The organism is Rhodovulum sp. BSW8, assembly GCF_003314725.1.
GTDB classification, from domain to species: Bacteria; Pseudomonadota; Alphaproteobacteria; order Rhodobacterales; family Rhodobacteraceae; genus Rhodovulum; species Rhodovulum visakhapatnamense.
Map to the genome: position 1 here is coordinate 213,706 of NZ_QNVX01000027.1, position 14,595 is coordinate 228,300.

Annotated in this window: 9 protein-coding genes and 1 pseudogene; 6 read left to right on the forward strand and 4 right to left on the reverse strand. The window is 68.4% G+C overall.

The window, feature by feature from the left end; genetic code table 11:
- The first annotated feature begins 429 nt into the window (after positions 1-429).
- Complete coding sequence (locus DSD19_RS13100; RefSeq protein ID WP_207802459.1) at positions 430-2,052, forward strand: acetamidase/formamidase family protein; 1,623 nt, start codon at positions 430-432, stop codon at positions 2,050-2,052.
- On the opposite strand, the gene DSD19_RS13105 is transcribed toward DSD19_RS13100, so the two are convergent.
- Positions 2,030-3,013, reverse strand: a complete 984-nt coding sequence (locus DSD19_RS13105) for an aldo/keto reductase (RefSeq protein ID WP_113669904.1) — start codon at positions 3,011-3,013, stop codon at positions 2,030-2,032. The genes DSD19_RS13100 and DSD19_RS13105 overlap by 23 nt on opposite strands.
- Positions 3,014-3,822: 809 nt before the next feature.
- Here DSD19_RS13105 and arsH point away from each other — a divergent pair.
- Entirely contained in the window at positions 3,823-4,533 is a 711-nt protein-coding gene (arsH, locus tag DSD19_RS13110; RefSeq protein WP_113669905.1) for an arsenical resistance protein ArsH, read from the forward strand.
- 342 nt (positions 4,534-4,875) lie between these two features.
- Here arsH and DSD19_RS13115 read toward each other — a convergent pair whose 3' ends face one another.
- On the reverse strand, positions 4,876-5,187 hold the full coding sequence (locus DSD19_RS13115) for an ETC complex I subunit (protein WP_075785641.1): 312 nt from the start codon (positions 5,185-5,187) through the stop codon (positions 4,876-4,878).
- Between the two features lie 156 nt (positions 5,188-5,343).
- On the opposite strand from DSD19_RS13115, the gene uvrB reads away from it, so the two are divergent.
- A complete protein-coding gene (gene uvrB, locus DSD19_RS13120) occupies positions 5,344-7,533 on the forward strand; it encodes an excinuclease ABC subunit UvrB (RefSeq protein ID WP_075787554.1) in 2,190 nt (729 codons plus the stop codon).
- On the opposite strand, the gene gghA is transcribed toward uvrB, so the two are convergent.
- A complete protein-coding gene (gghA, locus tag DSD19_RS13125) occupies positions 7,530-9,971 on the reverse strand; it encodes a glucosylglycerol hydrolase (protein ID WP_113669906.1) in 2,442 nt (813 codons plus the stop codon). The two genes, uvrB and gghA, sit on opposite strands and share 4 nt — an antisense overlap.
- The gene (glgB, locus tag DSD19_RS13130; RefSeq protein ID WP_113669907.1) at positions 9,968-12,178 is read right to left on the reverse strand and encodes a 1,4-alpha-glucan branching protein GlgB; all 2,211 of its coding nucleotides are present in this window, start codon (positions 12,176-12,178) and stop codon (positions 9,968-9,970) included. Before glgB ends, gghA begins: the two co-directional genes overlap by 4 nt.
- Before the next feature lie 281 nt (positions 12,179-12,459).
- Here glgB and DSD19_RS13135 point away from each other — a divergent pair, with 281 nt between their 5' ends.
- The 3 genes and pseudogenes from DSD19_RS13135 to DSD19_RS13145 form a co-directional block, all read left to right on the forward strand.
- On the forward strand, positions 12,460-14,013 hold the full coding sequence (locus DSD19_RS13135; RefSeq protein WP_113669908.1) for an acyl-CoA carboxylase subunit beta: 1,554 nt from the start codon (positions 12,460-12,462) through the stop codon (positions 14,011-14,013).
- Positions 14,014-14,021: 8 nt separating this feature from the next.
- Positions 14,022-14,408, forward strand: coding sequence for an OadG family transporter subunit (locus DSD19_RS13140; protein ID WP_113669909.1), 387 nt, complete (start codon positions 14,022-14,024; stop codon positions 14,406-14,408).
- Positions 14,405-14,595 (forward strand): annotated as a pseudogene (locus tag DSD19_RS13145) (acetyl-CoA carboxylase biotin carboxyl carrier protein subunit); the annotation flags it as partial. The gene DSD19_RS13140 and the pseudogene DSD19_RS13145, both read left to right, overlap by 4 nt.

Here is a 14,595-nt window from a genome sequence, read left to right on the forward strand (position 1 = left end):
TTTGCGGGGGTTCATGCGGGTCGCCTTCACGAATGCGCGGGTCAGGCCCCGCGACGGCCGGCGGCGCCCGGCACGGCCCGGCAGGCGCGTTTCACGATCCGATCGGCCGGGCGCATGCCTGCTGCGATGGCGCGGCTTTCCGCCGCCCGGAGCGGAAGGCCCGGGCGCCCTGCCCCCGGCCGGGCGCGCTTGCCAAAACCGGGCCGCCGCCGCCAACCGAGCCTGCCCGCGCCAGACATTCCCCAACAGGAGAGACGATCATGTGTCGTGGAGCCGATGTGACCTGCCCCGATTTCAAGGCGCATTTCCGGCAGTTCAAGGAAGAGATCACCCCCGGACGGCGCGGGCTGCTGGGCGCAGGCCTGTTCGGCGCGCGCGGGCCGATCGCGGCGGGGGCGACCGGCGAAGGCGACCGGCGGGCTTTCGCTGGTGACGCTCGCGCTGGCGCAGACGAGTGCCGGAAAGGTGCCCGCGCCCCCCTCCTATCGCCATCTTCCGGCCAATGCCGATACGGTCCGCTGGGGATGTTTCAGCACGACGCTGACGCCCCGGGTCGAGATCGACAGCGCCGGCATCGTGACCATCGAGACGCTGACCCATCCCGCGGCCGACGACCTGGAACGCATGGTTCAGGGCGATGAGGGCGCGGAAAGCGTCTATCTCTGGACGACGGACAGGAAGGGCGTCGACCGCCGGGGCGCGGGATCGACCGATCCGGCGGTCTGCAAGGTGGGGTCCGGCGACGGTCGGGGCGTGCATATCCTTACCGGCCCGGTCCATGGGCGGGGCGCCAAGCCGGGCGACGTTCTCGAGCTCCGCATCCTCGATTGCGTGCCGCGTCCCGGCGCCAATCCGGATTTCGCGGGCAAGAGCTTCGGGTCGAACGCGGCCGCCTGGTGGGGCTATCATTACAACGACATGCCGGGCGGCTCGAAACGCGAGGTCATCACGATCTATCGGGTCGATGCCACCGGCGACAAAAGCCGGGCCAAGGCGGTCTGCAATTTCAGATGGGGTCCCCAGACCGACCCGTTCCGCGTCACCCGTCCGACCATCGACTATCCAGGCGGGCCGGTCGACCATGCGCTGACCGACTTCACTTTCAACGTCCTGAAAGGCATCCGCATTCCGATCCGGCCGTATTTCGGCACGCTCGGCGTGGCCCCGGCCGAGGCCGATTTCGTCGACTCGGTGCCGCCCAGCCATACCGGCGGCAATGTCGACAAATGGCCCATCGGCAAGGGCGCGATCATGTATTCCCCGGTCTCGGTCGAGGGCGCGCTGGTGTCGGTCGGCGACCCCCATGCCTCGCAGGGCGACAGCGAGCTTTGCGGCACCGCCATCGAATGTTCGCTGGCGGGGACCTTCCAGTCGATCCTGCACAAGAAGGCCGACCTCGCCGGGACGCCCCTGCAAGAGATGGATCGCCCGATGCTCGAAACCCGGGTCGAATGGGTGGTGCAAGGTTTCTCGGGACCGAACCACCTGGGCGCGCTCGGCGCGACCGCGCAGGCCGACATCTACGGGAAACCCTCGGTCGATGACGCGATGCGGGATGCGTTCGCGAAGACGCGCAGGTTCCTGACGACGACGAAGGGCCTGACCGAGGACGACGCGCATTCGCCGATGTCGGTCGGCGTCGATTTCGGGATCACGCCGGTGGCAGACCGCAACTGGGGCGCCCATGCCATCGTGCCATGCCATCGTGAAGAAGGACACCTTCTCGGGCCGCGCCTGATCGGCGCCCGCCCCCCCCCCTTTCCGAACGATGGCCCGGCACGGGGGGGGGCTTGCGGCGGGTCCGCCTGCCGCAAGGATGCCCCCGGGACATGGCCGATATACTCGGCCGCCCGCGCAATGCGCCGGCCGTCCCTGTCGCCGATGCCGGGCCTGCTGTGCCCGCGGACCGACAGGCGAGGCCCTGCCCGCCCGACTGCAGCCCCGTCCCCAAAGCCCGGCGCAGGACGGAGCGGTCGGTCCCCGGCGGTCGCGGCACCAGGCATGCCGCGCATCCGCCGCAAGGCCCCTGTCAGAGCCCCGAGAGCTTCATAAAGGCCTCGGGATAGCGATTGCCCTGCGGTTGGAACCCGGCGGCCTCGATCTCGGCCATGTCGGCCTCGGTCAGGGCAAGGTCGAGCGCGCCGCAGTTTTCCTCGAACCGCTCCAGACGCCGGGTGCCGAAGAGCGGCACGATCCAGGGCTTGCGCGCCAGCAGCCAGGCCAGGGCAACCTGGGCGGGCGTCGCGCCGTGGCGCGCGCCGATCCCCGAAATCAGCTCGACGAGCCGCATGTTCGCCGCGCGGGCCTCGGCTTGGAACCGCGGCATCTTCGCCCGCATGTCAGTCTCGGCAAAGCTGGCGGACGGGTCGATCTTGCCGGTCAGAAACCCCCGGCCCAGCGGCGAGAACGGCACGAGCCCGATCCCCAGCTCTTCCAGGACCGGCAGGATCCCGGCCTCGGGCTCGCGGGTCCAGAGCGAGTATTCGCTTTGCAGCGCCGCCACCGGCTGCACCGCATGGGCCTTGCGGATCGAGCCCGCCCCGGCCTCGGACAGACCGAACCAGCGCACCTTGCCCTCGGCGATCAGGTCCTTCACGACGCCCGCCACATCCTCCATCGGCACCTCGGGATCGACCCGGTGCTGGTAGCAGAGGTCGATGTAATCGGTGCCCAGGCGGCGCAGGCTGCCCTCGACCGACGACCGGATCTGCGCGGGCTTGCTGTTGACGCCGCCGCGATGCTCGCCGGTTCGCTGGTCGATATCCCAGCCGAACTTGGTCGCGATCTTGACCTTGTCGCGCATGCCCCGGAACGCCTCGCCGACCATGTCCTCGTTGGTCCAGGGCCCGTAGACCTCGGCGGTGTCGAAGAAGTCCATGCCGCGCTCGACCGCCGCCCGCAGCAGCGCGATCATCTGGTCGCGATCCTCGATCTCGCGGCTCTTGCCATATCCCATCGCGCCAAGCGCGAGGGCCGATACTTCCAGCCCCTGTCCAAGCGTTCGCTTCTGCATGAGTTTCCCCTTCATCCGGTGGTCGGCCCCGGGGCGCGGCCCCGGACGGTCCGGCCAACAGATAGCGCCCGCAAGTCGCCCTGGAACGCCCGGATCCTTCCTTTTCCCCATGAACGGGCGTCATGAATGCCCCGGCCGCGCGCGGCCACGCCGCGCGGCGTCGGCGTGCCCCAGGTCCGCAAGTCGTTCAAGGCGCTGGCAGCGCAGATCCGCGGCCGCAAGCCGCACGCCGAGCCACGCGGTCGAAAGCGTGCAGGATCCGGGCCGCTCTCCCGGCGCCACCGCGCGGATCGCGCGGGCGCGCCTGGCCCATTGGTGCGCGCGGCGGCCCGACACGCACCGGCACAAACGGGTGGCGGGGTCTTTTCGGTTCGGGGTCAACGGCCGGGATCGGACAGGCCGGGGTGACGGGGGCCGCCGATCCGGTCGCCTCGGCGCGGCCGCTGCCGCTTCTGAAAGACGGCGCCACCGTCACCGCGCATCTCGGCCATGAGACAAACCCCGCCGCCGGTGCGGCCGCCGCGGCCCGCCCCCTGATCGCGGCCGCCCTCTCTGCACGCCGCCTGACCGTGCCGCAGGCGTCGCAGGTCTGCCCCCAAACGCCTGAAACGCCCCGAAAGACGCCCCGGGGCCGACATGCCCTGCCCGCCGCCGCGCCGACGGCGGCGGTCCCGGCCGCGGCTCGGATGCCAAGGCGGGCACGGCCCCGGCTTGCCGTCGGGACGTTGCAAATCCGCTGGACGGGCCGCCTGCCGGGCCGCATGACAGACAGGACCGAGACACCATCCTCAGGACCAAAGACGACCGGCATGCCTGAAACGCCGAACCTCGTTGACGCGCTGTTGCGCCTGCCCGATCCCGACGCGCTGGTCCCGGCCAGGCGCAGCTCCCATGCGCCGCGCATCCTGATCCTTTATGGCTCGCTGCGCGAGCGCAGCTACTCGCGCCTCGCCGCCGAGGAGGCCGCGCGCATTCTCGAACGTTTCGGGGCCGAGATCCGGGTCTTCGACCCGCGCGACCTGCCCTTGCCCGACAGCGTCGAGGCCGACCATCCGAAGGTCGCAGAGCTGCGCGCCCTGGTCGAGTGGTGCGAGGGCATGGTCTGGTCCTCGCCCGAACGCCATGGCGCCATGACCGCCATCATGAAGGCGCAGATCGACTGGATTCCGCTGTCGCTGGGCTCGGTGCGCCCGACCCAGGGCAAGACGCTGGCGGTGATGCAGGTTTCCGGCGGCTCGCAAAGCTTCAACACGGTCAATCAGCTGCGCGTGCTCGGGCGTTGGATGCGCCTGCTGACCATCCCCAACCAGTCCTCCATCGCCAGGGCCTGGGCCGAATTCGATGAGGCCGGACGGATGAAGCCGTCGCCCTATTACGACCGCATCGTCGACGTGATGGAGGAACTGATGAAATTCACGCTTCTGACGCGCGACATCCGCGGCCATCTGGCCGACCGCTACTCGGAGCGCAAGGAAAGCCATGCCGAGCTGTCGGCCCGGGTGAACCTGAAGACCCTTTAGGCCGGCACCGGCGGAAACGGTCGGTTCCGGCAGGTTCGCCGGTCGGCCGAAGGCGCGACGGAAAGGGGTCGATGCGTCGGGAGCCCCTGCGAGGCCCAGCGCCCCCCCCCGGCGGCCCGGCGCCCCGGATGGCTCGGCTTCCCCCGGGGGCTTCCAGCGGACAGAGACCCCGGGATCTGTGCGGTCCGACGCGGCAGCCGCCCGCTGCGCCGCTCGGCGATCCGCCGGTCCGCGGCGCCTTCGGACAAAGAGGCGTTGTATCGGACGCCAGGCATTCAACGGGCAACCGCAGTGCCGTTCGCCGAGACGGCCCGATGCAAGATCCCGAAAGCCCTTGCGGCCTCAGTGGGTCCAGGCGCCGCGGCGGTTGACCGCGAAATTCTCGGAATAGCCCATCGGCCGGACATTCGGCGCACGCTTCTTCGGGCGCAGCACCACCGCGTCGATGCCATGGCGGCGGGCGTAATCCTCGGCGGCCCCGCGGGTCTCGAAGCGCAGGCGCACCTGCGACTGGGTGTCGTCCGAACTGGTCCAGCCCATCAGCGGATCGAGCTCGCGCGGGCTTTGCGGGCCGAAATCCAGCACCCAGTGATGGGTTTTGGCCTGACCCGACTGCATCGCGGTCTTGGCGGGCTGATAAATGCGGGCACGCATCGGCATGTCTCCCTTCCGGGTTCTCTCTTCGTTGCTGTTATGGGGGCTCGGACGGCGCCTTGCAAGAGCCTGCATACCGCAGGATACCGCCCTGCCCCCTTGATCCCCGCCCGGCCCGGGACAAATCTGGGAAGCCAGTTCCCGGGAATCGCCGCCATGCCCTATTCGACCGAGCCCCATGCGCTTGACGCCCCCGCCGCCGAGATCCGTCCGCGCGAAAAGCTGGAAGGCGGCAAGCGCTTCGTGATGCATTCGGACTTCGCCCCCGCGGGCGACCAGCCCACCGCCATCGCCGAACTGGCGGGCGGGGTGCTTCAGGGCGACCGCGATCAGGTGCTGCTGGGCGCGACCGGCACCGGCAAGACCTTCACCATGGCCAAGGTGATCGAGGAGACCCAGCGCCCGGCCATCGTCCTGGCCCCCAACAAGACGCTGGCGGCCCAGCTTTACGGCGAGTTCAAGGGCTTCTTTCCCGAAAACGCGGTCGAGTATTTCGTCAGCTATTACGACTACTACCAGCCCGAGGCCTATGTGCCGCGCTCGGATACCTATATCGAGAAGGAATCCCAGATCAACGAGCAGATCGACCGGATGCGCCACTCGGCCACCCGGGCGCTGCTGGAACGCGACGACGTCATCATCGTGGCCTCGGTCTCGTGCATCTACGGCATCGGGTCGGTCGAAACCTATGGCGCGATGACTCAGGATCTGATGGTCGGGGCCGATTACGACCAGCGCAAGGTGATCGCCGATCTGGTGGCGCAGCAATACCGCCGCAACGATCAGGGCTTTCAGCGCGGCAGCTTCCGGGTCCGGGGCGATGTGCTGGAACTCTGGCCCGCCCACCTCGAAGACCGGGCGTGGCGGATGTCGTTCTTTGGCGAGGAACTGGAATCGATCACCGAATTCGACCCGCTGACCGGGCAGAAGACCAATAGCTTCGACCGCATCCGGGTCTATGCGAATTCCCACTACGTCACGCCCAAGCCGACGATGCAGCAGGCGGTGCAGAGCATCAAGAAAGAGCTGCGCCAGCGGCTTGACCAGCTGGTGCAGGAGGGCAAGCTGCTGGAGGCCCAGCGGCTGGAACAGCGCACCAATTTCGACATCGAGATGCTGGAGGCGACCGGCGTCTGCAACGGCATCGAGAACTATTCGCGCTACCTCACGGGCCGTGCCCCGGGCGAGCCGCCGCCGACGCTGTTCGAGTTCATTCCCGACAATGCCATCGTCTTCGCCGACGAATCCCACGTCACCGTGCCGCAGATCGGCGGCATGTACAGGGGCGACTACCGGCGCAAGTTCACGCTGGCCGAACATGGCTTCCGCCTGCCCTCCTGCATGGACAACCGCCCGCTGAAATTCGAGGAATGGGACGCGATGCGGCCGCAATCGGTCTTTGTCTCGGCCACGCCCAGCGCCTGGGAATTGGACCAGACCGGCGGGGTCTTCACCGAACAGGTGATCCGGCCGACCGGGCTTCTGGACCCGCAGGTCGAGATCCGTCCGGTCGAGATGCAGGTCGACGACCTGCTGGACGAGGTCCGCAAGGTCGCGGCCAAGGGCTTCCGCACGCTCTGCACCACGCTGACCAAGCGGATGGCCGAGGATCTGACCGAATACCTGCACGAACAGGGCATCCGGGTGCGCTACATGCATTCCGACATCGACACCATCGAGCGGATCGAGATCCTGCGCGACCTGCGCCTTGGCGCCTTCGACGTGCTGGTCGGCATCAACCTGCTGCGCGAGGGTCTGGATATTCCCGAATGCGGCCTGGTCGCAATCCTCGATGCCGACAAGGAAGGGTTCCTGCGCTCGGAAACCTCGCTGATCCAGACCATCGGCCGGGCGGCGCGGAATGCCGAAGGGCGGGTCATCATGTATGCCGACCGCATCACCGGGTCGATGGAACGCGCGCTGCGCGAGACCGAGCGGCGGCGCGAGAAGCAGATCGCCTATAATACCGAACACGGCATCACCCCCGCGACGGTGAAGAAGAATGTCGAGGACATTCTGGCCGGGCTTTATCAGGGCGATACCGACATGTCCCGCGTCACCGCGACGGTCGACAAGCCGATGCATGGCGGCAATCTCGAGGCCCATCTGGACGGGCTTCGGGCCAGCATGCGCAAGGCCGCCGAGAACCTTGAATTCGAAGAGGCCGCGCGGCTGCGCGACGAGATCAAGCGGCTCGAGGCGGTCGATCTGGCCATCGCCGACGATCCGCTGGCGCGGCAATCGGCCGTCGAAGAGGCGGTCGAGGCCTCGACCCGGGCCAAGGGCCGCTCGACCGCCGGGCGCCCCGGGCAACGCGGCGGGGTCGCCCGCAGGCGGGGCCGCTAGCCCGGCACCCGCCGCGAGAAGACCAGCGCCATGGAATCGGTCAGCGTGATCGGCCCGCCCAGATAATCGGCCCCGATCGAGGGCGTGCGCAGGGCCAGTTCCCAGCCCGCGCCCTCGATCCCCGGCACCGGCAGGCTCAGCGGGTCGATCTCGGCCGTGGGCTTGCCCTCCATATGCATGACCGCGAAGATCTGTTCGCCCTCGGGCCCGTGCCGGAGCGCGGTGAAGAGCGTCCGCCCGGCAATCGGCCGCTGATAGTCGAACCGGTCGCGCGGCCCGTAATTCGCGGCCAGCCAGGGCCGCTTGCGGCGGAACCCGCGCAGCGACAGACAGAAGGCCGCCTGATCGGCATCGAGCGTCGGCAGCGAGTTCGACACGTTGCAATATTCGTGCATGTCGTCCATCCAGGCCCGCGCCATGTGCTTGAGCGCGGCCACGGTATAGACCTCGGGGCCGGCCAGCGGCGGTTCGGCCTTGTTCAGCAGCCGGGCGATTTCATCGAGATCGTATTCGGTGACCTCGACCAGCGCGGGCAGGAATTCGAAGAACCGCACCAGATCGGCCCGGGTCTCGAAGCCCATCTCTTTCAGGCGGCGGAAATTGGCGGGCACCGAATAGCTGTATTCGTCGACCTGCCATTTCAGGCTGATCGCCTCTTCGGCCACGACCTTGACGCCATAGCGGTCGTCCTGGTTGCGGATGAAGCCCCAGGAGGCCCGCGCCATGGCATTGAGGAAATCCATCGGCACACCGGGCAATGCGACATAGGTCAGCACATGGTTGGCCGGGTTGTCATAGGCCTTGTCGAGGATCTCCATCCGGGTGCGGCCCAGCCTTGTATTGACGTTCAGCTTGGGGCTGACCTGGGTGCCGCGCCTGAGCGTGTCATGGTTCGAGGTGCCGGAAATCCAGTTGGCGCCGACCTCGAGGATCTCGCGGATGCGCCAGAACTTCGACATCCAGAAGGTGTAGAGAAAGGGCGTGTTATGGGCGAAGGTCAGCGGCCCCCACTGGAACACGTCGTCATCGGTCTGCGCCTCGATCACCGCGCGGTAATCCGAGGACAGTTCCCAGTCTTCCTCGGGCCAGGGGCGCCCGTCCTCGAAGATGAACCAGGGCCGGTAGCGGGTGCCTGCCGCCTCCTGCACCAGATCGGCCATGGATTGCAGATAGTCGTCGTCATGGCGCATGGTCTGGGTCGCGGTATCCCACCACTTGAAGTCCTGCGCCCCGTCGACCCGCACCCCGTCGGCACCGAAATTCACCTTGCGCCGCTGCATTTCCAGCAAGATCGCCCGCACCGCCGGATTCGGATAGTCGAGGTTCTGGCCATACATGTTCGGCCCGGCGAAGAAATGGCTGTTCAGCGCCAGAAGCCCCTGATTGTCGGCATGGCCGAAGACCACATCGAGGATCAGCTTTTTCGGCGAGCCGGGGAAGTTGTGCAGCTCGGCCGCGAAATCGACCAGCTCGTCGGGGCGGCCGGTTTCCAGCAGCACCGGATTGACCGTGGCCATGCCGGAAATGACGATGTCATAGCCCCAGTTCGTCGTATCGGGGCGCAAAAGCGAAACCGTCACGCCGTCTTCGTCGCCACCGACCTCCTGCCAGAAATCGGGCCCCGCCTCATGCACCGTCGTCGGTTCCACCGGCAAAAGCTGCACGGCGTCATAGCCAAGGAACAGCTTGTCCGCGGGTTCCAACGGCAGCTCGCGCGCGACGCGTTCCGCGAGGCGATGGTAATGGCGGGTCAGGCTCGCCAGCGTGCCCCCCGCCGTCGCGGTCGGCACATGGACCTGCAGGATGTTCGCGGGCGGGCCGAACTTGTGCGGCGCCTCGCCCGCGAAGGCCCGGAAATACTCGGCATCGCCCCGCGCCGCCAGCATCGCCTCGACATCGTACAACTCGGCCGGGGCCATGGCGCCGAAGGGCAGCGACATCGCCAGCGGGTCGAGGATGCGGTGCCAGCCGCCCTCGGCATCGCGCCAGGCCAGCGCATAGAAATCGCCCAAAACCTCGCGCGTGCCCGCGCGCATGCCGGTGACGGCGGTGAAGCAATGCGCATCCTCGCGAATGACCGGCACCCAGGCGCGTTCGAAGCGCACATCCTGATGCGCCCGGGTCAGGTCCAGGGGCTCGACCGGGGTCAGCACTTCGAGGAAGATGTCGCCCGAGGGCACCCGCGCATCCTGCAATTCGGGCGTCCAGAAGCCGAAACAGGCGCGCCCTTCCTCGACCCGGCCGCCCAGCCGGCGGGCGATCCGGCATTGCGCCTCGAAGGCGGTCTCGGCCGTGGTCAGCGCATGGGTCGCGGCCTCGGCTTCCGCCCGCGCGGCGGCCTCGTCGAATTCGATCCGGTCCCTCAGGGCCACGTGGTCGTCCTTTCCGTCGAAGGGGCTGTCGATCGGGCCGTCGCAGTCTGTGGCATCGTCCCTCATGCGCCCGGCTCGTGCACGAGGATGACGGTCGAAAGCGGCGGCAGGCAAAGCCGGGCGCTGGCTGCCTGTCCGTGACAGGGCCGGGCCTCGGCGGTGACGCCGCCCATGTTGCCGCGCCCCTGCCCGCCATAGATCCCGGCATCGGTGTTCAGCGCCTCGCGCCAGCGCCCGGGCGCAGGCAGGCCCAGCCGGTAGGCCGGTTGCTCGACCGGCGAGAAGTTGCAGACAACGACCGCGTTCGGGTCCTGAGGCCCGCCGCGCCGGAGCCAGGCATAGACCGAGCGGTCGGCATCGTCGGCCTCGATCCACTGGAACCCCTCGGGGCTGAAATCCAGCGCATGGAGCGCGGGCGTGCCCCGGTAAAGCGTGTTCAGATCGCGCACCAGCCGCTGCATCCCGGCATGGTCGGGCCGTTCCAGCGCCGCCCAGTCGAGACTGCCCGCATAGGCCCATTCGGCCTCCTGGGCGAAGTCCTGCCCCATGAACAGCAGCTTCTTGCCCGGCTGCGCCCACATGAACCCGTAGAAGGCGCGCAGATTGGCGAATTGCTCCGCGCGGTCGCCGGGCATCTTGGTCAGCATCGAGCCCTTGCCGTAGACCACCTCGTCATGGCTGATCGGCAGGATGAAATTCTCGGAAAACGCGTAGGTCAGCCCGAAGGTCATCTTGTTGTGGTGATGGCGCCGATGCACCGGGTCCTCGGCCATGTAGCCCAGCGTGTCGTGCATCCAGCCCATGTTCCACTTGTAGCCAAAGCCCAGGCCCCCCTGATCGACAGGCCGGGTCACGCCGGGATAGGCCGTGCTTTCCTCGGCCGCGGTCAGCGTGCCGGGATGGGTGCCGTAGGCCAGCGTGTTCATCTGCTGCAACAGCGCGATGGCTTCGTAATTCTCGCGCCCGCCATCCTTGTTCGGGACCCATTCGCCATCTTTCCGCGAATAGTCGCGATACAGCATCGAGGCGACGGCATCGGCCCTCAGCCCGTCGATATGGTATTCCTCCAGCCAGTAAAGCGCGTTCGCGATCAGGTAGTTGGCGACTTCGGTCCGGCCGAAATTGTAGATCAGCGTGTTCCAGTCCTGATGGAACCCCTCGCGCGGGTCGGCATATTCGTAAAGCGCGGTGCCGTCGAACCGGCCCAGCCCATGCGCATCGACCGGGAAATGCGCGGCGACCCAGTCGAGGATCACGCCCAGCCCCTTCCTGTGCGCCGCATCGACCAGATCGCGGAATTCGTGCGGCGGCCCGTGGCGCACGGTGGGCGCGAACAGCCCGACCGGCTGATAGCCCCAGGACCCGTCGAACGGATATTCGCTGACCGGCATCAGCTCGATATGGGTGAACCCCATCGCGGCGACGTAATCCACCAGTTCCTCGGCCGCCTCGACATAGGAAATCTCGCGGCCATCGGCGCGGCGCTTCCACGAGGCCAGATGCACCTCGTAGATCGAGATCGGCGCGCTGCGGGCATTGCGGCCCGCGCGGTCCTGCATCCAGGCGTCGTCCGACCAGCCATAGCCGCGCAGATCGTGCACGACCGAGGCATTGGCGGGCGGATGTTCGGACCCGAACCCCACGGGGTCGGCCTTCAGCGGCTGCAATGCCCCGTCCGGCCCCAGAATTTCGTACTTGTAGCTGGCGTTCTCACCGATGCCCGGCAGGAAGATTTCCCAGACACCGCTGACCCCGCGGCGGCGCATCACATGGCGCCGCCCGTCCCACTGGTTGAACGGCCCCACCACCGAGACGCGGCGGGCATTGGGCGCCCAGACCGCGAAATGGGTGCCCGCCACGCCCTCATGGGTCATCGCATGGGCGCCCAGCGCCTCCCAAAGCCGGTGATGGTCGCCCCGCCCGATCAGATGCTCGTCGAGCGCGCCCAGAACCGGGCCGAAGCGGTAGGGATCGTCGGTCTCCCAGACCGTGCCTTTGGCAGCGGCGCGCAGCCGGTAGGCGCCCTCACCCGGTACCGGCCCCGTGAAAAGACCGGCGCAGCCCGGCACCGGGGACAACAGGTGGGCACCGCCCGGGTCGGCCAGCGCCTCGACGGTTTCGGCCCCGGGGATCAGGGCGGTGACATGGCGGACGCCGGCAACGGCATGCGGGCCCAGAACGGCGAACGGATCGCCGAAGGTGCCCGACGCGATCCGGTGCAAGACGTCCTGCGGGGCGACGGGCCCCGTTCGGGATTGGATATCGGAAAGCATGTCCTAAACCCTAGGGACGCTCGGCCATTCTTCAACCGCCGGGGCGAAATCCCGCCGTCACGGCGGGGGTCGGCGCCCAATGCGGGGGCATCTGCCCCGATTTTGGGCTTTTATCCGGGGGTTCGGGGGGCGACCCCACGCCGCCTGCCCCGCGCCCGCCTTCCGTCCGGTCGCCTGTGGCGTGCCGGAAGACCTTCCGGTATACCCGGCAGGAGGGCCGGGCCGCGGTCCTGAAACAGGCCGCGCCGGTCCCCGGCACGGCCCCGAAGCGGAAGGGTGCCATGGCGATTTCCCGATCCCTTGCGGATGAACTGGACAAGCGGCGCGCGGCCGCGATGGAGGGCGGCGGGCCTGCCAAGGCCGAGGATCGTCACGCCAAGGGACGGCTGACCGCGCGCGAACGGATCGAGGCGCTCTATTCTCCCGGGACGTTCCAGGAAACCGGGCTGCACGCCCAGCACGCCACCCGCCATTTCGGCATGGAGAAGAAGTCGATCCCGGCCGATGGCGTCATCACCGGCACGGGCTTTGTCGACGGCCGCCCGGTCGCGGCCTTCAGCCAGGATTTCGGCGTCGTGGGCGGCACGCTGGGCGAGATGCATTCGCGCAAGATCTGCCTCGTTCTGGACCATGCGCTGAAGGCGGGCGTGCCGGTCGTGGGCTTCAACGATTCCGGCGGCGCGCGGATCCAGGAGGGCGTGGGCGCGCTTTCGGCCTATGGCCAGGTCTTCTACCGCAACGTGCAGCTGTCGGGCGTGGTGCCGCAGATCTCGGTCATTGCCGGACCCTGCGCGGGCGGCGCGGCCTACAGCCCCGCCCTGACCGATTTCGTGATCATGACGCGCGAACATGCCCAGATGTTCATCTGCGGCCCCGAGGTGATCCGCGCGGTCACCGGACAGGCCACGACCATGGACGAGATCGGCTCGGCCGAGGCCCATGCCTCGGTCGCGGGCAACATCCATTTCATCGCCGAGGACGACGCCCATGCGGTGGCGCTGGTCCACCGGCTCTTGTCCTTCCTGCCTTCGAACAACATGATGGACCCGCCGCACCGGATCGAGCCGGACCTGACGGTCGAGGACGACCCCGCGCTTGACGCGCTGATCCCCGAAGACCCGAAATCGGCCTATGACGTGCGCGAGGTGATCGCGCGGCTCGCCGACGAGGACGATTTCCTCGAGGTGATGGCAGGCTTTGCCGCCAATATCGTGGTAGGCTTCGGCCGGATCGGCGGCGTGGTGGTGGGCTTTGTCGCCAACCAGCCCATGGTCAAGGCGGGCGCGCTTGACATCGACGCCTCGGACAAGGGCGCGCGTTTCGTGCGGCTTTGCAACGTCTTCAACATTCCGCTGGTGACGCTGGTCGACGTGCCGGGCTTTCTGCCGGGCGTCGCCGAGGAGCGGCGTGGCATCATCCGGCATGGCGCCAAGATGCTGTTCGCCTATGCCTCGGCGACGGTGCCGAAGATCACCGTCATCATGCGCAAGGCCTATGGCGGCGCCTATCTGGCGATGTGCAGCCAGGACATGGGGGCCGACCGGGTGATCGCCTGGCCCACCGCCGAGATCGCGGTGATGGGGGCCGAGGGCGCGGTCAACATCCTCTACCGCAAGGATCTGGCCGAGGCCGAGGACCGCGCCGCGCGCGCCCGCGAGCTGGCCGCCGAATACCGCGCCGAATTCGCCTCGCCCTATCTGTCGGCCGGGCGGCTCTTCGTGTCGGATATCGTCCAGCCGCGCCAGACCCGCAGCGCCATCGCGCTGACCCTGCGCGGGCTGTTGTCGAAACGCGAGACCCGGCCGCCCAAGAAACACGGCAACATCCCGCTTTAGGTCCGATCATGCTGGAAAACCTGTCCCTGATCGGAACCGGCTTTGCGGTGGTGCTGCTGGTCCTGGCCTCGCTTTGGGGCGCCTGCGCGCTGATCGGGCGGGCCTTCATCCTGGCCGCGCGCAAGGCCGAGAGGCCCGTTGTGGCGCCAGAGCCGCCCGTCGCGCCGGGCGTGCCCCCCCATCACCTCGCGGCCATCGCGGCGGCGGTGGCCGAAACCCTCGGGCCCGGCCATCGCATCACCCGCGTCGCCGCCCCCGCCCATCTTGTCGATGGCTGGCCGCTGGAAGGCCGGATCGAGACCTTCGCCGCCCATCGCATCCGCACCGGATGGGGCCCGACCCTGCCGCGGCTGGGCGGCGAGACCCCGGACATCATGAGAGGACCCAAGCCATGAAGCGCCTGCGGATCACCGTGGACGGCACCGCCTATGACGTGACGGTGGAAGAGATCGAAACCGGCGCGGCCGAAACCCCGGCGGCCCCGGCCCCTCCTGCCACTGCCCGTCCGGCCACGGCCCCCGCAGCCGCCCCGCGCGCGACCGCCCCGGCCGCCGCCGCCGCCCCCGCAGCCCCGGCCGAGCC

What these genes read in the sequence shown, in the direction of transcription:
- DSD19_RS13105 (WP_113669904.1), bottom strand. Translation starts at nt 3,013, where the DNA reads ATGCAGAAGCGAACGCTTGGACAGGGGCTGGAAGTATCGGCCCTCGCG.
- arsH (WP_113669905.1), top strand. Translation starts at nt 3,823, where the DNA reads ATGCCTGAAACGCCGAACCTCGTTGACGCGCTGTTGCGCCTGCCCGAT.
- DSD19_RS13115 (WP_075785641.1), bottom strand. Translation starts at nt 5,187, where the DNA reads ATGCGTGCCCGCATTTATCAGCCCGCCAAGACCGCGATGCAGTCGGGT.
- uvrB (WP_075787554.1), top strand. Translation starts at nt 5,344, where the DNA reads ATGCCCTATTCGACCGAGCCCCATGCGCTTGACGCCCCCGCCGCCGAG.
- gghA (WP_113669906.1), bottom strand. Translation starts at nt 9,971, where the DNA reads ATGAGGGACGATGCCACAGACTGCGACGGCCCGATCGACAGCCCCTTC.
- glgB (WP_113669907.1), bottom strand. Translation starts at nt 12,178, where the DNA reads ATGCTTTCCGATATCCAATCCCGAACGGGGCCCGTCGCCCCGCAGGAC.
- DSD19_RS13135 (WP_113669908.1), top strand. Translation starts at nt 12,460, where the DNA reads ATGGCGATTTCCCGATCCCTTGCGGATGAACTGGACAAGCGGCGCGCG.
- DSD19_RS13140 (WP_113669909.1), top strand. Translation starts at nt 14,022, where the DNA reads ATGCTGGAAAACCTGTCCCTGATCGGAACCGGCTTTGCGGTGGTGCTG.